This window comes from Nocardia cyriacigeorgica (genome assembly GCF_010868145.1).
GTDB classification, from domain to species: domain Bacteria; phylum Actinomycetota; class Actinomycetes; order Mycobacteriales; family Mycobacteriaceae; genus Nocardia; species Nocardia cyriacigeorgica_D.
In genome coordinates, this window is sequence record NZ_JAAGUY010000014.1 from 53608 (window position 1) to 75013 (window position 21406).

At 67.3% G+C, this 21406-nt stretch carries 21 protein-coding genes and 2 pseudogenes; 9 read left to right on the forward strand and 14 right to left on the reverse strand.

The genetic code is table 11. The features are described from left to right. The first annotated feature begins 78 nt into the window (after positions 1-78). The 4 genes and pseudogenes from GV792_RS17505 to GV792_RS17520 all read left to right on the forward strand — a co-directional run. On the forward strand, positions 79-1071 hold the full coding sequence (locus GV792_RS17505) for an alpha/beta hydrolase (RefSeq protein WP_163825202.1): 993 nt from the start codon (positions 79-81) through the stop codon (positions 1069-1071). A 25-nt stretch (positions 1072-1096) separates the two neighbouring features. After that, positions 1097-1753, forward strand: a complete 657-nt coding sequence (locus GV792_RS17510; protein ID WP_163825203.1) for a hypothetical protein — start codon at positions 1097-1099, stop codon at positions 1751-1753. Further along, on the forward strand, positions 1750-2556 hold the full coding sequence (locus GV792_RS17515) for an SDR family oxidoreductase (RefSeq protein WP_163825204.1): 807 nt from the start codon (positions 1750-1752) through the stop codon (positions 2554-2556). Before GV792_RS17510 ends, GV792_RS17515 begins: the two co-directional genes overlap by 4 nt. Before the next feature lie 61 nt (positions 2557-2617). Further along, a pseudogene (locus tag GV792_RS17520) lies at positions 2618-3424 on the forward strand (SDR family NAD(P)-dependent oxidoreductase); the annotation flags it as partial. Between the two features lie 15 nt (positions 3425-3439). Here GV792_RS17520 and GV792_RS30360 read toward each other — a convergent pair. The 3 genes and pseudogenes from GV792_RS30360 to GV792_RS17535 all read right to left on the reverse strand — a co-directional run. After that, positions 3440-3568 (reverse strand): annotated as a pseudogene (locus tag GV792_RS30360) (DUF4158 domain-containing protein); the annotation flags it as partial. A gap of 130 nt (positions 3569-3698) precedes the next feature. Then, positions 3699-4244: a bifunctional adenosylcobinamide kinase/adenosylcobinamide-phosphate guanylyltransferase gene (locus GV792_RS17530; protein ID WP_309139122.1), complete on the reverse strand. Its 546-nt coding sequence runs from the start codon at positions 4242-4244 to the stop codon at positions 3699-3701. Positions 4245-4417: 173 nt separating this feature from the next. Continuing rightward, entirely contained in the window at positions 4418-5377 is a 960-nt protein-coding gene (locus tag GV792_RS17535; RefSeq protein WP_163825205.1) for a helix-turn-helix domain-containing protein, read from the reverse strand. A gap of 86 nt (positions 5378-5463) precedes the next feature. On the opposite strand from GV792_RS17535, the gene GV792_RS17540 reads away from it, so the two are divergent. After that, positions 5464-5625, forward strand: a complete 162-nt coding sequence (locus GV792_RS17540; protein ID WP_163825206.1) for a hypothetical protein — start codon at positions 5464-5466, stop codon at positions 5623-5625. Between the two features lie 2 nt (positions 5626-5627). Here the strand turns inward: GV792_RS17540 and GV792_RS17545 are convergent, their stop codons facing one another. Further along, positions 5628-6296: a DUF3043 domain-containing protein gene (locus tag GV792_RS17545; RefSeq protein ID WP_163825207.1), complete on the reverse strand. Its 669-nt coding sequence runs from the start codon at positions 6294-6296 to the stop codon at positions 5628-5630. A gap of 195 nt (positions 6297-6491) precedes the next feature. Here GV792_RS17545 and GV792_RS17550 point away from each other — a divergent pair, with 195 nt between their 5' ends. Further along, a complete protein-coding gene (locus tag GV792_RS17550; protein ID WP_163825208.1) occupies positions 6492-6842 on the forward strand; it encodes a HesB/IscA family protein in 351 nt (116 codons plus the stop codon). Between the two features lie 102 nt (positions 6843-6944). Beyond that, positions 6945-7916 (forward strand): carbohydrate kinase family protein, encoded by a 972-nt coding sequence (locus GV792_RS17555; protein WP_163825209.1) that lies wholly within the window; start codon positions 6945-6947, stop codon positions 7914-7916. A gap of 228 nt (positions 7917-8144) precedes the next feature. Here GV792_RS17555 and asnB read toward each other — a convergent pair whose 3' ends face one another. Further along, positions 8145-10088, reverse strand: a complete 1944-nt coding sequence (gene asnB, locus GV792_RS17560) for an asparagine synthase (glutamine-hydrolyzing) (protein WP_163825210.1) — start codon at positions 10086-10088, stop codon at positions 8145-8147. Positions 10089-10611: 523 nt separating this feature from the next. On the opposite strand from asnB, the gene ctaC reads away from it, so the two are divergent. Further along, positions 10612-11703 (forward strand): aa3-type cytochrome oxidase subunit II, encoded by a 1092-nt coding sequence (gene ctaC, locus GV792_RS17565; protein ID WP_163825211.1) that lies wholly within the window; start codon positions 10612-10614, stop codon positions 11701-11703. 13 nt (positions 11704-11716) lie between these two features. Further along, positions 11717-12133 carry a cytochrome c oxidase subunit 4 gene (locus tag GV792_RS17570; protein ID WP_163825212.1) on the forward strand — a complete coding sequence of 139 codons (417 nt, stop codon included), beginning with the start codon at positions 11717-11719 and terminating at the stop codon, positions 12131-12133. Positions 12134-12345: 212 nt separating this feature from the next. Here the strand turns inward: GV792_RS17570 and GV792_RS17575 are convergent, their stop codons facing one another. The 9 genes from GV792_RS17575 to GV792_RS17615 all read right to left on the reverse strand — a co-directional run bounded on the left by GV792_RS17575 (position 12346) and on the right by GV792_RS17615 (position 21261). Next, entirely contained in the window at positions 12346-13623 is a 1278-nt protein-coding gene (locus tag GV792_RS17575) for an FAD-binding oxidoreductase (protein ID WP_163825213.1), read from the reverse strand. 53 nt (positions 13624-13676) lie between these two features. Beyond that, a complete protein-coding gene (locus tag GV792_RS17580) occupies positions 13677-15239 on the reverse strand; it encodes an alkaline phosphatase D family protein (RefSeq protein WP_163825214.1) in 1563 nt (520 codons plus the stop codon). 86 nt (positions 15240-15325) lie between these two features. Next, positions 15326-16093 carry a sporulation protein gene (locus tag GV792_RS17585; RefSeq protein WP_163825215.1) on the reverse strand — a complete coding sequence of 256 codons (768 nt, stop codon included), beginning with the start codon at positions 16091-16093 and terminating at the stop codon, positions 15326-15328. Positions 16094-16286: 193 nt separating this feature from the next. Next, on the reverse strand, positions 16287-17012 hold the full coding sequence (locus GV792_RS17590; RefSeq protein ID WP_163825285.1) for a lysophospholipid acyltransferase family protein: 726 nt from the start codon (positions 17010-17012) through the stop codon (positions 16287-16289). A 328-nt stretch (positions 17013-17340) separates the two neighbouring features. Next, positions 17341-18351, reverse strand: coding sequence for an ROK family protein (locus GV792_RS17595; protein WP_163825216.1), 1011 nt, complete (start codon positions 18349-18351; stop codon positions 17341-17343). Next, a complete protein-coding gene (locus tag GV792_RS29655; protein ID WP_256671668.1) occupies positions 18348-19055 on the reverse strand; it encodes a hypothetical protein in 708 nt (235 codons plus the stop codon). Before GV792_RS29655 ends, GV792_RS17595 begins: the two co-directional genes overlap by 4 nt. Beyond that, entirely contained in the window at positions 19052-20350 is a 1299-nt protein-coding gene (locus GV792_RS17605) for an ArsA family ATPase (protein ID WP_163825286.1), read from the reverse strand. The genes GV792_RS29655 and GV792_RS17605 overlap by 4 nt, the downstream gene beginning before the upstream one ends. A 44-nt stretch (positions 20351-20394) precedes the next feature. Then, positions 20395-20832, reverse strand: coding sequence for an SRPBCC family protein (locus tag GV792_RS17610; protein WP_163825217.1), 438 nt, complete (start codon positions 20830-20832; stop codon positions 20395-20397). 57 nt (positions 20833-20889) lie between these two features. Then, entirely contained in the window at positions 20890-21261 is a 372-nt protein-coding gene (locus GV792_RS17615; protein ID WP_163825218.1) for a polyketide cyclase / dehydrase and lipid transport, read from the reverse strand. Positions 21262-21406: the final 145 nt, after the last annotated feature.

The window sequence follows — 21406 nt, forward strand, 5'->3', positions numbered from 1 at the left end:
TTCATCATCGAGTCGGTCTCGCATCGCGGCGATCACCCCCGCACGCGGCCACTCGAAACAGCCAGAAAGGCGATTCGGATGAACACCATCCACCTGCCGCATCACCACACCGGTGCCGGTCAGCGGCAGCACCCCAGCCCCCAGTCCCGCCTGGCCACCCATCTGGTGCGTGAACTGGTCCGCCCGGCGCTGCGGCAACTGCCAATCGGTCCGCCTGTGTTTCGTGCCGCTCATCTGATCGAACTCGGTGCCCGGCTACTGCCCGTGCGCCACCCGGTCCGCGTCGAGGCGATCTCGGCCGGGCACGTTCGATGCGAAATCGTCCGAGGCGCCGATGTCTCGCCGGGTTTCGAACGCGGCGCGATCCTCTACTTCCACGGTGGCGGCTTCGTCGCCGGCGGATTTCACACCCATCGCCGACTCGCCGCACTGTTGTCCGCGCAGAGCGGTCTCCCCGTGGTTCAGGTCCGCTACCGCTACCTGCCTGCGGCCGGTGTGCCCGAATCGGTGCGTGACTGCCTGACCGCCTACCGGTGGCTCCTCGAGCGCGGCGCCGTACCTGAATCGGTGGTTTTCGCCGGCGACTCAGCGGGTGGATTGCTCGTGGTGAACACAGCGCTGAGCGCGGACGAGGCGGGTCTGCCCGTACCCGCCGCGGTGGTAGCGATCAGCCCCTGGCTCGACCTGGACCTGACCGACAAACTCGCGCACCGTAACGCCGCCACCGAGACGTACCTGCCCACAGCGGCATTCACCCGGATCGCCGAGCTGGGCTGCACCCGTGACGGGCGCGTCGATCCGGCCCTGTCCCCGATCAACGGCAACCTCGCCGTGCTGCCGCCGACGTTGCTGCTGGCCTGCGACGACGAATTCCTGTACCTGGATTCTCGGGCTATGGCCAAGCGGCTAGCAACCGTGAATGTCCCCTGCGAGCTGCACATATGGCACGGCCAGATCCACGCTTTCCCCGTGATCTTCCCCTACCTGCCCGAGAGTGCGGAAGCGGTCGCGGTGATCACCCGGTTCGTGCGCGAACACGCACAACCGGCCTCACCGACCGCTGCCGCCTGAACCGTGCCCTCCCGAAAGGAAACACATGTCCACCACCGCTCCACCGGCCACCACGGCCACCCCGCTGCTCGCCGAATTGCGTGAGCTCGCCGATACCGCTCCCGCACGCGCCGCCCACGCCTGCTGGAGCTATCTGCGCACCGCCTCCGACGAGAACGATCGGGACTTGCTCTCCGCACTGTTCTCCCGGGGCGCCGTGCCGAATCTGGATGGGGACTACGACGGCATCGTCGCCGGCAAATTATTCGGCCTGTCCATCGCGGCCCTGGCCAACCCGGTACTCGCCGTGGAGCCGGGCTGGGTCGGCAAGAGCTTCAACGCCGAGACCGGAATCGGTCACAACCGCATGAACCGCAACGCCTACCTGGCCCTGCGCGCCCTGTTGCCCCGGTACCGGGCCTGGCAGCGATCAGGTGCGGTATTCAACGGAGTCCGCTTCGAGCACCGCACCGAACTCGCCGCGATCGCGCCGTTCAACCAGGTCGTCGCCGTCACCTACACCGCCCCCGAACTCGGCAACCCGATCGGACCGCTCTTTCCCATGGATCGCGTCCGCGACGAAATCGTCGAACTCGTCCCCGGAGTGTGCCTCGGCCGCGCGCTGCTGACACTGCGCAGCGGTGAACCCCGCGTCATCGGGTACTTCGCGATGCGCACCCCGCAGCACGAGGTGCAGCTGTGATCCGCCTCGACGGCGCCGTCGCCTGCGTGACCGGTGGCGGACGCGGAATCGGGCGCGCCACCGCCGCGGCCCTCGCCGCCCGCGGCGCCCAGGTCTGGATCGGCGACATCGACCTCGACGCCGCCCGCGAAGCCGCCACGGAAACCGGCTGCCACGCCGCGTCATTGGACGTCACCGACCCGGTCAGCTTCACCGAGTTCCTTGACCTCGCGGGCCGGAGTGGCCCGGTCGAGGTGCTGGTCAACAACGCCGGCATCATGCGCCTGAGCCCATTCCTCGAACTCGACCTGGCCGGGCACCACCGTGAACTGGCGATCAACGTCGGCGGTGTGGTGAACGGCATGAGTCTGGCGCTGCCGGGCATGGTCAGCCGCGGGCGGGGACATATCGTCAACGTCGCCTCGATGGCCGCCAAGGTCACCACGCCCGGCGTCGCGATGTACTGCGCCTCCAAATTCGCTGTCGCGGCCCTGTCACGGGCCGTGCGAGCCGAACTCGCCGGTACCGGCGTCAGCATCACCACCGTGATGCCCGCCGCAGTACACACCGAGCTCACTTCCGGGGTGAACCTGAGCCTGCAACCCACCCTCGAACCCGATCAGGTCGGGCAAGCCATCGTCGACACCGTCCGCCACCGGCGCGCCGAAGTAACCCTGCCACGTTGGCTCGCGCCCATGGGTGTGATCGAACAGGGCATCCCGGAAACGGCCCTCAACGCGATCAAACGCCGATTCGTCGGCTCAGACCCCGGAAGCTTCGAGGCCGACTCGCGCCGCGCGTACCTCGATCGCCTCACGCGCTGACCCGTCGGACCACGTCGACTCCGAGTACTCCGTACGACCGAATCCGATTGTGAGGCAATATATGTCCGATCGCTACCGCGGCCGGGTAGCTGTGGTCACCGGCGCGGCTTCCGGACTGGGGCGCAGTCTCGCGATCTAACTCGCACGGCGCGGGGCGCGAGTGGCCCTGTGCGATATCGACGCCGTGGGATTGGCGCAAACCGCAGTACGTTGCCGTGCCCACGGCACCGATGTCGAGTCCGCGATCGTCGATGTCGCCGAGTACCAGCAGATGTGCGCCTTCGCCGACACGGTGATCACCCGCTTCGGTGTGGTGCACGACCTGTTCAACAACGCCGGCGTCGGGTTCGTCAGCACCGTCGAGAACGGCGACATCAATGACATCTCCCGCGTCGTGGACATCGACTTCCGGGGAGTCGTGCATGGCACCAAAGTCTTTCTCCCACACCTCATCGCCTCACGACACGGCCGCGTCGCCAATATCTCCAGCATTTTCGGCCTGTTCGCAGTTCCCAGCCAAAGCGCCTACAATGCAGCGAAATTCGCTGTACGCGGCTTCACCGAATCGCCGTGCCAAGAGACGCTCGTCGCCGGGCACCGGGTCACCGTCAACTGCGTCCATCCCAGCGGAGTCCGAACCGCCATCGCCGCCAACTCGACCGGCAGCTACGAGCATCAGCTACACCAGCTCGCCGCACTGTTCGGCCAGATCGCCTGGTCCAGCCCTGACCGGGCAGCGCAGGCGATCCTCGACGGCACCGCCGCAGGCAAACCCAAGATCCTCGTTGGCCCCGACGCGCACCTCACAGATCTGCTCGTGCGTGTAGTGGGCGCGTCCTATCAGCGCCCGCTGGCACGGTTGATCGCCGGTGTACTCACCTCTGCGGAACAACAGGGTCGGGGAATCGTGTCCCATTGCCCGTGTGAGCAGGAACTCGTCGAGCTCCTTCAATTCGAGCGGACCGGCTTGACGCCAGCCCAGGTACTGGGCGACCTGCCGCAGATGATCCGTTGGTTTTCGGCGGCTACTGCCGGAACCCCTGGTTCGGGTCATGTCCGTTGGTACTGCGCCCGGCAGGTCATCGATGTGCACGCGGTGCTCAGGTGCGTGCGTCACGTCCGTCCGCCTGAGCCCCGGCCCCTCAGCCCAATCGGAGCGGCAGGCCTGCGACGATGAGAAACGCTTCGTCGCACGCCTGGGCGAGGCGCTGGTTGAGGGTGCCGATTTCGTCGCGGAACAGGCGGCCGGAGCGCGTGGCGGGGATGATGCCCATGCCGACTTCGGGGCTGACGATGACGAGGCGATGTTCGTAGGCGGTGACCGCTGCGACGAGGGCATCGACATCGGGTGTGATGGTGCCGCGAGGGGAGTCCCAGGCCGCGCGGGTGTCGATGCGTGCGGTCAGCCAGGTGCCGATGTCGTCGATCAGTGTCGCGCCGGGGAACGAGTCGGCCAGAGCGGCTGTGGTATCGGCATTCTCGACGACCGTCCAGTCATCAGGCCTGCGGTCGCGGTGCCCGGCGATGCGCTCGGCGAAATCGAGATCAGCAGGGTCCGGGATGGCGGTGGCGATGTACCGCACCGGCACGCCGGTAACCAGCGACTCCGCATATGCCGACTTGCCCGACCGCGCACCGCCGAGCACGAGCGTGCGCCGTACGGACGTGGACAAACGAGGCTGCAGCACCTGTGCACGCTATCAACCGGGGATCCGGCGTAGCCGCGCTCACCGTCCTCGGCCGTCGACAGCCCGTTGACCGCTGCTGACCCGCCGGTCACGGCGCCGTCTACGCAGTTTCGTGCCGCTGGCACCCGGCTGTCATGGCGATCACGCCCGGCTCGGCCAGGGCGGATCGGTCCTTACGGCGCTGTTGGGCCGAAGCGGCGTCGATACTCGGTCGGCGCGATACCCACTACGCGCTGGAAGTGGTGCCTCAGCAGCGCCGCGGAGCCGAAGCCTGCGCGGGAGGCGACCTGCTCCAGACCGAGATCGGTGTCTTCCAGAAGGTGCTCGGCGAGCAGGACCCGCTGGGTGGTGAGCCATTTGACCGGGGTGGTGCCGGTCTCGGCGGCGAAGTGGCGGGCGAAGGTGCGGGTCGACATCATCGAGCGGGCGGCGAGGGCTTCCACGGTGTGCGGGAGTTCGAGGTTCTCCTGCATCCATTGCAGTGTCGTGCCGAGGCTGTCGGAGCCGCATTCGGCGACGGGGCGTTCGATGAACTGGCGCTGCCCGCCATCGCGCTGCGGTGGGACGACCATGCGACGGGCGATGCCGTTGGCGGCGGCGCTGCCGATTTCGCGCCGCACCAGATGTAGGCAGGCGTCGATGCCCGCGGCGGTCCCCGCGCTGGTGATGAGGTCGCCTTCGTCGACGAACAGCACGTCCGGGTCGACGGTCGCCGCGGGGAATTGTGCGGCCAACTGGTCCACATAGCGCCAATGGGTGGTGCATTTGCGTCCGTCGAGCAAACCTGCCGCGCCCGCAAGGAAGGCGCCGGAACAGACGGTCAGCACGATGGCGCCCGCGTCGGAAGCCGCGCGCACCGCGTCGACAACGGCAGGATCGTGACCGGTGGACACAGGGAAGGCGGGGATCGCGACCAGATCCGCGGCAGCGAGTTCGTCGAGCCCGCACTGGGGGGTGACGGTGATGCCCGGGGAGGTGGCGGGCAGCGGCTTGCCGGGTTCGACCCCGCATACTCGGAAGTCGAAGCCTGGCAGCCCGTCGGCGGTGCGGTCGAGGCCGAACACCTCGCACACCACGCCGAACTCGAACATTGCCAGCCGCTCGGACAGCACGACGGCGACCCTGGACAACATGTCGCCAGTCTATCTGGCTGAATATTGATGAACTATGTCAGTGCTGCCACTTTCGGCCGTATATCGGCGAAAGAACAATTACTGCCATGGCTGGATTACTGATAACCCTCATGGCACTGGCGGCGTTCGTAGCGGCGATCGGCTGGCTCGGATTCGGTCGAGCGGGCTCGGCGGACATTGTCGATCGCGACGTAGAACGGGCACGCGCCGAACTGTCGGCGATGCGTTCGCGCGCACCGCACCGCTGAGCTCAGACCGCGTCGCCGGGCCCGACACGCGGCTTCGGCGCCCGCATCTTGCGGATCTGCGAGGCGCGAACGAACGCGTACCACCCCAGGCGGAACCCGGTGTCGGTGGAATCGGGGAACCGCTCGCGTACCCGGTGGTTCACGATGCGGCCGAGCATGACGCCCTCGATGGCCATGAACAGCATCATGACCAGCATGGCCAACGTCACCACCGACTGCATGGCTGGCGCGGCGAACATCGATAGGATCAGCACCAGTGCCATCGGCATGAACAGGCCGACCAGGTTGCGCCGGGCGTCGACGATGTCACGGACGAACGCGCGCACCGGGCCCTGATCACGGGGCAGCAGGTACTTGTCCTCGCCCGCGAGCATGCGGGCACGCCGGTCCTGAGCGGCGGCGCGACGCTCGGAAGCGGCCGTCTTGCGGTCGGCCTTGTTGCCACGGTTGGCCTTGCGGCGGGCGCGAGCCTCTTTGGCGGTGAGCGGAGCGGGTGCGACCGGACCGCGCCGCTTGCCTTCGGCGTCACGACGTTTCGGCGTCGGCCGGCCTTTACCGGCGGTGGCGGTGGCCGCCTGCCGCGCGGAACTCGCGTCGGGATCGCCGTCCGCGGTCGTGCGGTCGGCGGGCTCGTCGGTGATGCTGGAGTCGCCGCGGCGGAACAATTTCACACCAACCAGGCTATTCGATATATGCCGGTGCCGGAAATGCGGTCCGCCCCACACGGGTGGGCGGAGTCACCAGGGTCGCGTCCATCGCAGGCGCGGAAGGTGGCAAGATGGGAATAGCAGCCCGCCCGGTGGTGTTGACTCCCGACGAGCCGTGCGCTGTTCACGGGATGACCACAGCTGTCCTTAGGAGAGTTCATGACAGTGCAGAACGAGACCGAAGTCCACGGTGTGACGCTCACCGACGCGGCCGCCGCGAAGGCGAAGGCGCTGCTGGACCAGGAGGGCCGTGAGGACCTGGCGCTGCGGATCGCGGTGCAGCCGGGTGGCTGTGCTGGCCTGCGCTACCAGCTGTTCTTCGACGACCGTTCGCTCGACGGCGACCTGACCGTCGACTTCGGTGGCGTCAAGCTCGCGGTCGACCGGATGAGCGCCCCGTACGTGCAGGGTGCCTCGATCGACTTCGTCGACACCATCGAAAAGCAGGGTTTCACCATCGACAACCCCAACGCCACCGGCTCCTGCGCCTGCGGCGATTCGTTCAACTGATCTCAGTTGTTCCTTCAACGGACACGTAGTTGATACGGTGAAGACCCGGACCTCGGTCCAGGTCTTCGCCTTTTGCCGCCTTCTCCAGAGGGGTTCAGCTACGTGTCCATTGCCGTATCCGCGTCCATTGCGACCGACCATCTCATGCGTTTTCCCGGGCGGTTCGCCGACGTACTGCTGGCCGATCAGCTCGACCATGTCTCGCTGAGCTTCCTCGTCGACGATCTGGTGATCCGTCGCGGTGGCGTCGGTGGCAACATCGCCTATGCCATGGGCCTGCTCGGCCGCACCCCGTTGCTGCTCGGTGCCGTCGGCGCCGATTTCGCCGACTACCGGCAGTGGCTGGAAAACCACGGCGTCGATTGCTCGGCCGTGCGGATCTCCGATTCCGCGCATACCGCGCGTTTCGTGTGCACCACCGACGAGGACATGGCCCAGATAGCCTCGTTCTACCCGGGAGCGATGAGCGAGGCCCGCGATATCTCCATCGCGGGCCTGGTCGAAGATCGCGAACTCGATCTCGTGCTGGTCGGCGCCAACGACCCCGAGGCGATGCTGCGCCACACGGCCGAATGCCGTGAGCTCGATATTCCGTTCGCTGCCGATCCGTCCCAGCAGCTGGCCCGCCTCGATGGCGACCAGACCGTGCAGCTCATCGACGGCGCCACCTATCTGTTCACCAACGAATACGAGTGGGGCCTGCTCAAGCAGAAGTCCGGGCTGACCGAGGAGGAAGTGGCCAAGCGGGTCGGCATCCGGGTCACCACCCTCGGTAAGAACGGCGTGCTCGTGGTCGACCGTGACGGCACCGAGGTGCGCGTCGGCGTGGTTCCGGAGAACGCCAAGGTCGACCCGACCGGCGTCGGTGACGCCTTCCGCGCAGGTTTCCTGACCGGTCACACCGCGGGCCTGAGCCTGGAACGGGCCGCGCAGCTCGGCTCGCTGGTAGCGGTGCTGGTGCTGGAAACCGTCGGCACCCAGGAGTGGACCCTGGACGCCGACGACGCCCTCAAGCGCCTCACCCAGGCCTACGGTCCCGAAGCCGCCGCCGAACTCGAGCCGCTGCTGCGCTGAGGTTCCGCTCGTGCGTACGCCGGCGCACCGCGAGCCCGAGCCGCCGGTTCTCGCCTGAGCGGGCACCGGTACCAGTTAGAAGCACGCCCGCACGGTGCCGCGCCCGCGCGGTGGTGGCGTCGAACTCGCCCATCGCTTTCGGCAGTGAGGCGCCATCCGGCCCGAGCTCCTGACAAACGAGTGCCCCGCTCCAACAGAGCGGGGCACTCGCGTGTCGGCTGTCGGCTACTAGAGGGACACCGGGTACGTCGGTTCCTGGATCTCCGGCTTGATCCGGTCCTCCACGAAGATCCCGTGCCACACCATGAACACCAGCAGCGTCCAGAGCCTGCGGCTGTGGTCGGAGGTGCCGGCCCGATGCGCCTCTAGCATCTTGGTGATCGCGGCCTTGTCCAGCAGATGGTCGGTCTGCGAGTCGGCGATCTGCTGCTGCGCCCAGTCGTAGAGTTCGGTACCACGCAGCCAATGCCGCAGCGGGACAGGGAAACCCAGCTTGGCGCGGTGCAGTACGTGCGAGGGCACAATGCCCTCCAACGCCTGGCGCAGGGCGTACTTGGTGGTGTCCTTGGTGATCTTCTGCTCGAAGGGAATCCGCTCGGCGACCGCGAAGACCTCCGAATCCAGGAACGGCACACGCAGTTCCAGCGAGTTCGCCATCGTCATCTTGTCGGCCTTGACCAGGATGTCGCCGCGCAGCCAGGTGAACAGATCCAGATGCTGCATCCGGGCTACCGGATCCCAGCCGCGCGACTTCGCGTAGATCGGCGCGGTGACGTCCTGATGGGTCCATTCCGGCCGGAAATCGCGCAGCACCGAACGCAATTGGGCGTCGTTGAAGCTGCGGGCATTGCCGTAGTAGCGCTGTTCGAGCGTCAGCGAACCGCGATGCAGCAGGCTCTTGCCGCGGGTGCCGTCCGGGATTCGATCCGAGAGCTTGCCCGCCAGTCTGCGCAACCCCTGTGGCAGCCGCTCGAACGGCTTCAGCGACAACGGCTCCCGGTAGATGGTGTACCCGCCGAACAGCTCGTCGGCGCCCTCACCGGACAGCACAACCTTGACGTGCTTACGGGCTTCCTTGGCCACGAAATACAGCGGCACCAGCGCTGGGTCGGCGACCGGATCGTCGAGGTACCAGACGATCTCGGGGATGGCCGCGGCGAACTCGGCGGGGGAGACCACCTTCACGATGTGCCTGGCCCCGATAGCGGCGGCACTCTCAGCGGCGACATCGACCTCCGAATAGCCCTCACGCTCGAAACCCGTGGTGAAGGTGATCAGATTCGGGTTGTGCCGCATGGCCAGCGCGGCGATCGCGGTGGAGTCGATTCCACCGGACAGGAAGGAACCGACGGTGACATCGGCGCGCATGTGCTTGGCCACCGAGTCCTCGAGCGCCGCGGCGATCTCGCGGTAGCGTGCCTGCTCCGAGCCCGCCGCGAACGGCTTCACCCGGAACCGCGGCTCGAAGTACCGGACGATCTTCGGCTCTTCGCCGGGCTGAACCATCGCGTAGCTGCCCGATTCGAGCCTGCGGATCGCGGCGTGCAACGTCTCCGGCTCCGGCACGTACTGCAGCACCGTGTAGTGCTCGAGCGCGCGTGGGTCCAGCTCATCACCCGAACCGATCGCAGGCAGCAGCTCCAGCAGGCTCTTCTTCTCACTGCTGAACGCGGTGCCGCCGGGGCCCGTCGCCAGGAACAGCGGTTTGATGCCGAACGGGTCGCGGGCCAGGAACAGCTGCTCGGTCTCGGTATCCCAGATCGCGAAGGCGAACATGCCCCGCAGACGGCGCACCGCGTCCGGACCCCAGTAGTGGAAGGCCGCGACGATGGATTCGCTGTCACCCTCGGTGGTGAACATGGCGCCGTCGGGGAACTCGGCGGCGTACTCGCGCGCCAACTCCTCGCGCAGCTCCAGGTAGTTGTAGATCTCACCGTTGAAGGTGAGGGCATAACGTTGCGGGTTATCGGCCGGGCCCCAGCGCAGCGGCTGATGCGAATGCTCGATATCGATGATCGACAGGCGGTTGAAGCCGAAGATCACATGCTCGTCATGCCAGGTGCCGCGCTCGTCCGGCCCCCGGTGGCGGCCACAGTGCAGGGCGTCGTACACCTGCTCCACCGTGTCGGGCGCTGCTTTGTCAGACGTCAGAAATCCGAGCAGTCCACACACGGCGTCGGCAACCTCTTTCCTGTGGTCGGTTCCGCGCCGATTCTCGTCGTACGCGGCGGGGGAATCCCAGGCGAAATCTAGTGACCGAGTATGCCCCACTCGGCGGCTGATCGCGTCCTTCAGGGCGGCGCGGGCACCGGATCGCAACGGCGCCGACGGCGAGAATCAGCCGAATCCGCGCGGGAATCCGGAGCGCATCGCGCTGGTGGGACTCCGGACGGCGAACGCGCGTCGACCATCGGGGAGCCTGTGAACCGTGACAGGGTGTCCGCAATGCGAATGGCTGCTTGCTGGGCAGATGGGCAGATGGGCGCGGAAGCCTGTCGCCGCACGGAGTGTCGAAGCCGACCCGACGCAGAACCAAGACCAGGTTTGGTCTACGCTGCGTAGTACTCGGGCCGTCCCGTGGTGCTCCGTGCGCGAAAGCGCCGGTCTCCGCGGTGATAACCCGGCAAGCTGTTGACGTGCCGTCCCAAGCGGACGGTGCGGTGTCGGAATGTGTGGCGACCAGGAAGGCGTGAGCGTGGCGCACAAGGCGAGCGACGAGATCGGGGCACGACCCGCCCGGGGTCGGCAGGGCCGTATCCTTCGGCGGGCGGGGCTGGCGGTGTCCTTGGGGATCACCGCGATGCTCGTCTCGGGCTGCTCGATCGACAATGTCTGGCTGCGGTTCGGCTGGCCGTCGGGCATCACGCCGCAGGCCACCCGCATGCGTGAACTGTGGACCTGGTCGGTCATCGCCGCACTGGTGATGGGTGTGCTGGTGTGGGGTCTGACCTTCTGGACCATCGCCTTCCACCGCAAGAAGAAGGACTCGCCGGAGTTCCCGCGCCAGACCGGCTACAACGTGCCGCTGGAGCTGTCGTACACGGCGGCGCCGTTCGTCATCATCGCGGTGCTGTTCTACTTCACCGTCGTCGTGCAGAACTACGTGCACGAGAAGGTCGACAACCCCGACGTCGTCGTGGACGTGACCGCCTTCCAGTGGAACTGGAAGTTCGGTTACCGCGATATCGACCTGAAGAACGGCTTCACCTACGACGGCATCGACACCGAGCGTGAAGGCCTCAACGAAGAGCAGCTGAAGGCCTACGAAGAGCGCATCGACCCCGAGCACGGCCACCCGCAGCCGGGCCCGGTGCACGGTAAGCCGGAAAACGACATCCTGTCCTACCTGCACTACGACAAGATCGAGACCATCGGCTCCAGCAACGAGATTCCGGTGCTGGTCCTGCCGACCGGTAAGACCATCGAGTTCCAGCTCGCCGCCGCGGACGTCATCCACGCCTTCTGGGTGCCTGAGTTCCTGTTCAAGCGCGACGTGATGCCGAACCCGAAGGAAAACCACTCCGACAACGTCTTCCAGATCACCGAGATCGAGAAGGAAGGCGCGTTCGTCGGCCGCTGCGCCGAGATGTGCGGTACCTACCACTCGATGATGAACTTCGAGGTCCGCGCCGTCTCGCCGGAGAAGTTCCAGGCCTACATCGAAGCGCGCGACAAGGGCATGACCAACGCCCAGGCGCTCGAGTCCATCGGTGAATCGCCGGTGGCCACCTCCACCCGGCCGTTCAACACCGACCGCACCGTCAAGAGCGCGGCCGAGAGCAACTGAGGACTGATCTGACATGAAGATCGAAGCGCGGATTTTCGAACTGCTGACGGTGTTCTTCGTCATCGTCGGTATCGTCTACGGCTTCTTCACGGCACAGTCGCGCACCGGCGTCGAATGGGCGGGCACCACCGCCATCGTGCTGACCGCGGGTCTGTCGCTGATCATCGGCACCTACTTCCGCTTCGTCGCCCGGCGCCTCGACCTGCGCCCGGAGGACTACGAGGACGCCGAGATCGTCGACGGTGCCGGTGACCTGGGCTTCTTCTCGCCCGGCAGCTTCTGGCCCATCACCCTCGCGGCGGCCGGTTCGGTCACCGCCCTCGGCCTGGCCTTCTTCCAGTTCTGGCTGATCGGCATCGGCGTCGTGCTGGTTCTGGTCGCGGCCGGCGGGCTGGTGTTCGAGTACCACATGGGTCCCGAGAAGCACTGACACACCCTCACAGCGAACGCCCCACCGGTTCTTACCGGTGGGGCGTTCGCTGTTTCCGGGGATGCTGCTGAGCTGTCGGGGATTCTGCTGGCGCCCGTCAAGCGCCTATCTGTTCCGGCGCCTCGGACATGGCTGTCGCACACCCGCACGGGTCAGGATCGAACAGCACAGTGCTCGTCATCGGTGGAACCGGCAACGTGGGGCGGCGCGGGTCAGTCGGCGGATTCGTAGCGGAGGGCGTGTTCGGAGCGGCAGATTTCGTCGATGGTGGTGACGATGTCGCGCAGTTGCTCCGAGGGGAGGGCGGAGGGGCGGAGGCGGCAGGTGAAGGTGATCAGGCCGTGGTCTTCGGTGGACAGGCCGCGGGTGGCGGATTCGTCGCGCAGGAACTTCGAGCGCACACCGTAGGTCATGGCGGAGATGACGGTGAAGCAGCCGGTGCGTTCGCGGTGGCCGGCGAACAGATCGTGCAGGCGGTAGAACACCGAGGTGTAGCTCGACAGCGGCGCGAACACGCCGACCCGGTAGGCGGGGCCGCGTTCGGAGGAGCTGATGACGGTGTCGGCGAGGTATTCGGCGTCGCGCAGGGTCAGTACCTTCGGGGTGAGCATGACCGCGCCCGCGGCCGCGTTGCGCACCGGCATACCCGCGCGTCCGCCCGCGGCCGAGGCGATCACGCCCAGCGATTTGCGGGCCCGCGAACCGACCTCGCGACGCGCGCGCAGCGAACGGGTCGGCGCGGTGGGGTAGAGGCTCGACCACTGGCCGAACCGCACCGTGCCCAGCTGCACATGGCCGGTGCCGACCGGCCGCGACACCTTCAGCGGCGCGGTATCGACCCAGCGTCCCACCTGCAGCACGGCCTCACCGGGCCGGCTGACCTGCCCGTGCGCGTATTCGACGAACGAATCGAAATCCAAGAACCGGTGGGCGTTGGTGCTGAGCCAGCTGTGGTCCTTGTCCACCTCGACGGTATCCAAGGTCAGCGCCGTGATGATCCCCGCACGGCCACCCGCGCCGAGAATGCGGTGGAAGCGCTCGGTGTGATGGTCGCGCCCGCAGGTACCGATCCGGCCGTCCGGATCGACGTACTCGAGATCGACGATCCGGTCGATGAACATGCCGTACTTGTGCGAAGCGGTGCTCACCCCGCCGACGGAGGCGAACCCGCCCGCGGTGATATCTCGGTGATCGCCAACGATCGGAAGGCCAAGCCCGTGGGCGCCAAGACGTCGGTCGATGTCGGACAACCTGGCACCGGCCTGCACGCGGACCGTGCCGCGTCCGAGGTTGATATCGAGCACCGAATTCATCCGCCGCATCGACACCACGGCGCGCTGATCGGGCACCGAAATGCCGTCGTCGGCCAGCTCACCACCGCAAATGGTCAGCGGTTCGGCACGCTCGCGCGAATCGCGCACGGTGCGAACGACATCCGCGGTGTCACGAGGGAGATGTTCTTCGGCGGCGACAGACTGCGGCGTGCTCATGGCACGCAAGCTAACCACAGCGCGCCCGCTCTCGCGCGCCCGATCCTCCGCCTTCATCGACCCGGAGCGGCGAGCCGTCGGCTGAACAGCACCGATCCGCTCGCATCGCATAAATTGACCGTCAGTTCCCTTGACCGGCCGTCGATCACTACCTCACCGAAATGCTGGTAGGCGCCGTCGAGCGGGGAGGTATTGGGCTCCGGTGGGGCGTGCACGAACACCGCGTCCGGTCCGAAGGTCGGGTCGAGGGTATTGGGTCCGAAGGCGCCTGCGTTGAGTGGTCCGGAGACGAATTCCCAGAACTCGTCGAAGTCGGTGAACGCCGCGCGTTCGGGGGAGTAGTGGTGGGCCGCGGAGTAGTGGACATCGGCGGTCAGCCAGACCACGCCCTGCACCCGATGGGCCTTGATCGCCGACAGCACGTTGGCGATCTCGGATTCTCGTCCGGATGGCGCGCCTGGATCACCGTTGGCGGGGCCCTCGAACGCCGTCTTGCCGTCCGGGACGACCAGACCGAGCGGCAGATCGTTCGCGACGATCTTCCAGGTGGCGGTGGAGCCGCGCAGCCCATCGATGAGCCAGCGGGTCTGTTCCTGGCCGAAGATGCGCCCGTCGGGGGAGGTGTTGGCGCCGTTGGCGTCTTTGTAGGTGCGCATATCGAGCACGAACACATCCAGCAGAGGGCCGTAGGCGATCTTGCGGTAGAGCTTGCCGTCGGCGGCCTCGGCCGGGTCCAGCGGATTCCATTCGTGGAAGGCCTGCCAGGCGCGGGTGGCGAGGGTGTCCATATCGCGCTCGGTGTAGCCCTTGTCCGCGGCGACGGTGCCGCCCGGCGACCAGTTGTTGGTGGTTTCGTGGTCGTCCCACTGGACCAGTTGTGCGACCGAGGCATTGAAGCGGCGCACATTCTCGTCGGTCAGGTTGTAGGCGTACTGGCCGCGGTATTGGTCGAGGGTCTCGGCGACAGTGCTCTTTGCCTCGGTGACGATGTTCTTCCATGTCCGGCCGTCGGGCAGCGTCACGGTGTCTTTCAGCGGGCCGTCGGCGTAGACGACGTCGCCGGAGTGCAGGAACAGGTGCGGGTCACGGGCGGCCATGGTGGAGAAGATCTTCATGCCACCGATGTCGGGGTTGATGCCGTAGCCCTGGCCTGCGACGTCACCGGACCAGTGCAGCCGGATATCGGCCGGTGCCAGTGGCGCGGTGCGGAAGACGCCGGCGAGTGGTTCGGAGGTGACGCCGTCCTCGCCCGTCAACGTGACCCGATAGTGCACCTGTTGTCCCGCGGGCAGGCCGGAGAGGCGGACGCGGCCGGTGCCGTCGGAATCCGGGGTGAGCAGTGGCCCGGTGAATCGCTTGGCGTCGGTGAACGATTCGGTGGCGGCGGTTTCCACGATCAACGTCGCCGGTCGATCCGACCGAGCCCAGATCAGTGCGCCGTCACTGCGCGGGTCGCCGACCGCGACGCCATGGGTGAGGGCAGGCCGCGGCCGGACCAGCACCGGCCCAAAACCATCGGAGCACGCTGCGAGCGCGGGCGCCGCCACCAGACCGAGCGCGGAGGTGCGCAGCAGGGCGCGCCGGGAGAAGCCGTCGACGGGGCGAAACACAACCATGGCGTCGACCATGGCGCAGCGAACTCAACGCAATGTGAACGTGGTTCGTCGGGTGGGTCAACGGCTTCCCCGGCGCGCGGTGACGCTCAGCGAGATTCGAGGGTGCCAAGTCGCTGACCGATCGCGGCGGTCCAGTCGACCTGGGCGACGGTCGCGTAGTCGATCCACATCGTGCCGATGGCGTCGCGTCCCGCGGCGAGCATGCTGCCGCGTTTATCGGCCTCGAGCACGACGTTCATGCCGTTGTCGGAGGCCAGAAAGGTGAGTTCGAGCTGGTTGATGCGCGGGAAGCGCGGGGAGGGCCCGAATTCGATTTCCTGATAGAACGGCAGCTGCTGGGCCGTGCCCACGATGCGACCCGATTCCACGTCGGTGCTGCGCAGTGCGAAACCCCAGCGCAGGATGGCGTCGAGCACGGCCTGCTGCGCCGGGAGCGCGCCGACGCCGATCGGGTCGGTGTCGGTGGCGTCCACGCCACCGTCGAGATCGACGACAGTGCGCACGGCAATGGCCGCGCCGGGTAGGTATCGGCCGTTGTAGAAGGTGATCGGTGTTTCCATCGGCACGCGCAACGCGAACGGGAATTCCAGCAGCGCACCGGGACCCACCTCGAAGCCGCCGTGCAGTGGGAGCTGCGCGAAGGACGCTTCACCGATCGCTTCGCCGTCCCCGTACTCCACCTCCACGCGGGTGACCAGCTCCACGCCGACCCGCGATACGCGTTGCCGCGTCTGCCCACCCCGCAACCGCACCATGCCCTGTACCACCCCGCCGGGTTGTGCCCCGGTACCGAACAATTCGGTCTCCACTTCGGCCGCACCCACCCCGACCGACGCAAGCAACTTCTTGAACATGCCCGCGACTCTGCCATTCGAGGCTTGTCGCATCCTTACCGATCGGTTGCGCTGTGACCGAGGTCATGTGTCCGAAAACCGTACGGTAGCCGCTATTTTCGTGCGATCGATGAGGTGGGGACTCGTCACCCGCTGTGTCCGGGACCGGGCGCGCGGCCGTTGGATGTAGCGCGTCTCCGTGGAGATCAGCGCTTCAGCTCGCGGCGGATTCGGGGATACGGGTGGCCTCGGGCGCGGAGCCGGAGGGAACGCCCTTCTTGAGGCTCGCGGCGTAGACATCGACGTATTCCTGGCCGGTGAGCCGCATGAGCTCGTACATGACCTCATCGGTGACGGCGCGCTCGACGAAGCGGTTGCCGCCCATGCCTTCGTAGCGGGAGAAGTCGATGGGGGCGCCGAACTTGAGGGTCACCTTGCGGCGGCGCCAGCGGAACGGTCCGGGCGGGCTGACCTCATCGGTGCCGATGACCGCGACGGGGATGACGGGGACGCCGGTTTCCAGCGCCAGGCGGGCCATACCGGTCTTGCCCTTGTAGAGGCGGCCGTCAGGGGAGCGGGTGCCCTCGGGGTAGAGGCCGACGAGGCGGCCCTGATCGATGAGTTTGCGGGCGGCATTGAGCGCGTCTTCGGCGGCATTGGCGCCGCTGCGGTCGATCGGGTACTGGCCGGTGCCGCTGAAGAAGAACTTCTGCAGCCGCCCTTTGAATCCGGGAGTGTTGAAGTATTCGGCCTTGGCCAGATAGTTGATCCGCCGGGGGCTCAGTAGGGGAGCGAAGAGCCAGTCCGCGAACGAGAGGTGGTTACCCGCCATGATGGCGGCGCCGTCGGCGGGAATGTGTTCCACACCTTCGACCGTCGGCCGGTTGTAGATGTGGATGAGTGGGCCGATAAGCACGTACTTCAGCAGCCAGTAGAACATGACGTCCTTACCCCCGGGAGCGGGATCGTAGGCGGGCACCTCTCGGTTGCCGACTTTACCGCTGGACGCAGATCACATCCAACCGCAGAGGCGAATCTCACCACACTCGGGTGGTGTCACCGGACCGTTGCGCAGGCTACGGTCCCGAGATTCGGGGACCGCGCCGAGTTCGCAAGGGTGCGTGACCGTAACGGTCACGATTGCCAGGGGTTTGCCAATCCCGTGCTGTCGGCCTCGTACGGCGATGGATGCGCGGTTGGGACAGACGTCGGTGACAATGGCGCGCCGTCGAGGTTGCCTGCGCTGACCGAAGCGGGCGAACGCGTCCTCAGCGAGTGGTGTGCGCGACCGAGGAGATGTCGCTACCGGGTGAGGCCAGCGCCGCCCGAGCCATCTCCGCGACGCCGATCATGCCCGCTGCCTCACCGAGCTGAGTGGTCCGGATGCGGGCGAGCGGGCGATGACCGCGCCCGGTCAGCGCGGCGGCGTACTCTTCGCGGGCGTCGTCGAGGAACAGCGGGGCCGAACTGCTCACGCCGCCCGCGATGACGACCAGATCGGGGTCGAAGATATCGGCGACGAAGGCCAGGCCGAGGCCGAGCCAGCGGGCGAAATCGGACATCGCGCGCAGGGCGAGCGGGTCGCCGTCCTGTGCCGCGCCGGCGACGCGGCGGCCGGTGAGCGAGCCAGGATCCCGGAAAACCTCTCTGGCCAGCATCGACGGCGCCTGATCTGTGGCGAGCAGCTCGATCGCGGTATCGGCGAGCGCCGTTCCGCTGCAATAGCGCTCCCAGCAGCCACGTTTACCGCAGGCGCAGGCGCGGCCGTCCGGCACCACCTGGAGGTGGCCGAGTTCGGGTGCGATGCCGTGGGTGCCGCGATAGAGCTTGCCGTCGATCAGCAGGGCGGCCCCGATCCCGGTGCCGATGGCGACGAGCACTACGTTGTGTCCGCCCGCGGCCGCGCCGAATCGGTACTCGGCCCACATGGCGGCGTTGGCGTCGTGTTCCAGTAGCACCGGTAGGCCGAGTCGGTCGGTGAGCCGCTGGGCGACGGGCGCGTCCTGCCACGGCAGATGCGGGGCGAAGCGGACGGTGGTGTGGTCTTCGTTGACGAAACCGGCCACCGCGAGGCCCACCGCGTCGATGGTGTGCCTGCCGGCCAGTTCACGCACGGCGCGGTCGATGGCGTCGTCGAGGGCGCGCGCCGAATGTGGGGTCGGCGCCTGCACGGTGTCGAGCACGTCGCCTACACCATCGACGACAGAGGCACGGATATTCGTGCCGCCGACGTCGATTCCGACGGTCAGTGGGTGCGAACCCGCCGCCGCTGCGATCATGTCTTGATCGTCACGGGGATGCCGACGTAACGTGCGCGAGTGGTGCTTGCACCGGATTCCGGTGGGTCTCCGGCACCATCCGCGGATGCCCCGCGGCTGTGTATGTCGTCGCGGACGTCGTCGGCGGCGGATCGGTCCCGTGAGCTGCGGCGGCGACCCTCACCGGTGCGACGGAGCCTGCTCCGGCCGCGCTCGGTCCGTGCCTGCCTGCTGTCCGCATCGGCGGTGGGAGCACCGGGAAGATCGGAGGATTCGACAGGATCTGAGGTCTCGGCGAACTCCTGGCGCGGCGCCGAGCTCGGGCCATCTCCCGGTGCCTGATCCGTCCGATCGGCGCCCGTGCCCGAATTCGACTGCCCGGTCGCCTCACCCGGCCGTCCGCCGTGATGACGGTGCCGCACACCGGGTTCCGCACCGTCCTCCGGCATCACCGGCTCGACCGGCACTCCCGCCAGCGCTTCCCGCAATACCGTGACGATGGCGGTGCCGTGGTCGGCGATTGCCGAGAGCACATCGTGTTGTTCGCCGCGGACCAGTGCGGCTGCCGCGCAGACCGGGCACCAGCTGCAGTTGTCCCATTCCGGTGTGCCGTCCGCCGCTGCCCGGCGCAGCACCGGTTCGACGCGTTCGAGCACGGCTTCGGCAAGCAGTTTGAGTTCGACAGCGAATTCAGCGAGGCCGTCGGGTTCGGCGGTGGCGGTCACAGCGGCCACACCTCCGGGTCCGGCTGGAAACGGACGATGAGATAGCCGTCGTCGAGTTCGGCGGCGGCGACCGTGCACCGCCGCAACACCGGCGCCAACCGTACCCGGCGCTTGACCCCGTCCGCTCCCACGATCAAATCGTCCTCCACTCGTCCCAGCCGCAGCGTTGCCGGATCGGCGACCGGCAAATGCATCCGCATCGCATACACCGAATGCAGCCCGGCGCCCGACTCCCATCGAACCACCGGTTCGCCGGAATGTGCGCCGCCCTCCGCGGGATTGTTGCCCAGGACCGGGTCCGTGTCGAGTTCCGCGCCTCCGCCGCGTCGCGCGCCGTCCGCATGTCCGGCGACCGAACCCTGCTCGTCCACCGCATACGACAGCGCCGCCAGCGAACCGACACCGACCGGTTCCGGGCCGGTATGTGCCGCGACCAGCACCCGGACCTCCGGCATGGCGCGCCGCAGCCCGGCAATCACATCGTGCTGTTCGGCGCGCCGGTTCTGATACCAGTGCACCGCGGGATGGGCGGCGTCAGCGGGTCCGGTCGGTTCGGGAACCGCGGGCAGCACCTTGTTCACGACCACGGCGTCCAGCCGCAGGCCAAGCAGTGCGGCCGCCGAACGCACCCTGGCCGATTCGGCGACCGCGACCCGTTCGGCGACGGTGATCAGCCGTGCACTGGTGCGCTGATGGTCGGCCAGCAGATCGCGTACCTCGGTGACGGCGCGGACGATGCGCTGCACGGTCGTCGCCAGCACCACCCGGCGCAGATCAGTGCCGATACCGCTCATTGCGCGCGCGTGTGGCGGCCACACCCGGTCCAGGTAGCCGAGCAGAGTGTCCGGTGCGGTGACGATGCGCAGCATGTCGGCCGACGGCGGGCAGTCGACGACGATCACATCCCAGTCGTCCTCGTTCGCGTACTCGGTGATCTCCACCAGCATCAGCAGTTCCTGCACGCCGGGAAGGCCGGTGAGTTCCGCCGGATCCAGCGCGCCGAGGTCGATGCCGTGATCGTGGCCGGTGTCGGCGTTCAGCAGCCGCGAAACCTCGCGGAACCGATCCTCGAGCAAGGCGAGAGAGTCGATCTCGATCACCTCGAGACCGGGCACCACCGCGGCGATCCCGGCGACGGTGCCCGGATCGTGCGAGAACCGGAAACCGAGCGCGTCGCCCAGGGAATGGGCCTGATCGAGGGAGGCGACCAGGACCCGGGAACCGGCCCGCGCGTAGGACATCGCGGTCGCACACGCCAACGTCGTCTTCCCGACCCCGCCCTTTCCGATGAACAGCTCGATACGGGTGCGAGGCGTATCGCCGGACGATCGCTGCGCGGTCAGCCTTCGACCCGTTTCTTCAGCTCCTTCAGGGCCGTATCGGTGATCACCTTCTCGGCTTTGCGTTTGAACATGCCGATCATCGGGATGTTGAGATCCACCGTGAGCTCATAGACCACTTCGGTGCCGCCGTCGGCCTGATCGATGAGCTCGTAGCTGCCGTTCTGCGCTTTCTGCAGGTCACCGCTGAGCAGCGTCCAGGTGACGGCCTTACCGTCCGGGCGCCAGTTGTAGGCGAGCACGTAGGTGTCCTTGACGACGCCGGCGTCGAGCACGAAGCGCGCGGTACGGGCACGGCCGTCCGGACCGGATTCGAGTACCTCCACCGATTTGGCCGACGACACCCATTCAGGGTAGGACGCCAGATCGGCGATAACGGACATCACCTGCTGCGACGGGGCCGCGATGACGATCGATCTCTGGGTCCGGTCGGCCATGACTGTGAACGGTTCCTTTCCGGAGACTGTGCTGGCGGTGAAACGTCTGGCTGTGAACTACGGTGCGACACCGGCCGGGCGGTCGGCCTCCAGCCGGGACTTCACCTCGAACGACATCTTCTTACCCGCGACGCGGCGCGCCCGGTTGGCCTCGGCCAGCCGGCGTGGCTCGATCGGGCGCGTGGGCTCGGCGTGCAGGAAGTAGTGCAGGATCACCCCGTCCAGCGAGGGTTCGAGCCACACCTCCATGGTGCCGGTCAGCGCGCCGCCGACGGTCCAGCGGATTCCCTTGTCGCCGCGGTCTTCTCGCACGTCCAAGGTTAGATCGGGCCACCAGCGCCGCCACTTTCCCGGCGCGGAGAGTACCTCACCGACCGCCGCGCCCGAGGCGGCGACGAACGTCTGATCTGCGACCTGGATACTGCTCACGCCGCTGACACTACCGTGTTCGATGCGCGCCTCCTGCGGGCTCTGTCTGATTGCGGCGCCTGCGGCGCCGCGTGTTCGCGGCCCCCTTGGGTCTCGCGTCGCTCGAACCTTGTCGGTTATCGGCCCTTGTACCAGGGCATTTGCC

Excerpts from the sequence above, each read along its gene's own strand:
- GV792_RS17505 (WP_163825202.1), top strand. The coding sequence starts at position 79 with ATGAACACCATCCACCTGCCGCATCACCACACCGGTGCCGGTCAGCGG.
- GV792_RS17510 (WP_163825203.1), top strand. The coding sequence starts at position 1,097 with ATGTCCACCACCGCTCCACCGGCCACCACGGCCACCCCGCTGCTCGCC.
- GV792_RS17535 (WP_163825205.1), bottom strand. The coding sequence starts at position 5,377 with ATGTTGTCCAGGGTCGCCGTCGTGCTGTCCGAGCGGCTGGCAATGTTC.
- GV792_RS17540 (WP_163825206.1), top strand. The coding sequence starts at position 5,464 with ATGGCTGGATTACTGATAACCCTCATGGCACTGGCGGCGTTCGTAGCG.
- GV792_RS17550 (WP_163825208.1), top strand. The coding sequence starts at position 6,492 with ATGACAGTGCAGAACGAGACCGAAGTCCACGGTGTGACGCTCACCGAC.
- GV792_RS17570 (WP_163825212.1), top strand. The coding sequence starts at position 11,717 with ATGAAGATCGAAGCGCGGATTTTCGAACTGCTGACGGTGTTCTTCGTC.
- GV792_RS17575 (WP_163825213.1), bottom strand. The coding sequence starts at position 13,623 with ATGAGCACGCCGCAGTCTGTCGCCGCCGAAGAACATCTCCCTCGTGAC.
- GV792_RS17580 (WP_163825214.1), bottom strand. The coding sequence starts at position 15,239 with ATGGTTGTGTTTCGCCCCGTCGACGGCTTCTCCCGGCGCGCCCTGCTG.
- GV792_RS17585 (WP_163825215.1), bottom strand. The coding sequence starts at position 16,093 with ATGTTCAAGAAGTTGCTTGCGTCGGTCGGGGTGGGTGCGGCCGAAGTG.
- GV792_RS17590 (WP_163825285.1), bottom strand. The coding sequence starts at position 17,012 with ATGTTCTACTGGCTGCTGAAGTACGTGCTTATCGGCCCACTCATCCAC.
- GV792_RS17595 (WP_163825216.1), bottom strand. The coding sequence starts at position 18,351 with ATGATCGCAGCGGCGGCGGGTTCGCACCCACTGACCGTCGGAATCGAC.
- GV792_RS17610 (WP_163825217.1), bottom strand. The coding sequence starts at position 20,832 with ATGGCCGACCGGACCCAGAGATCGATCGTCATCGCGGCCCCGTCGCAG.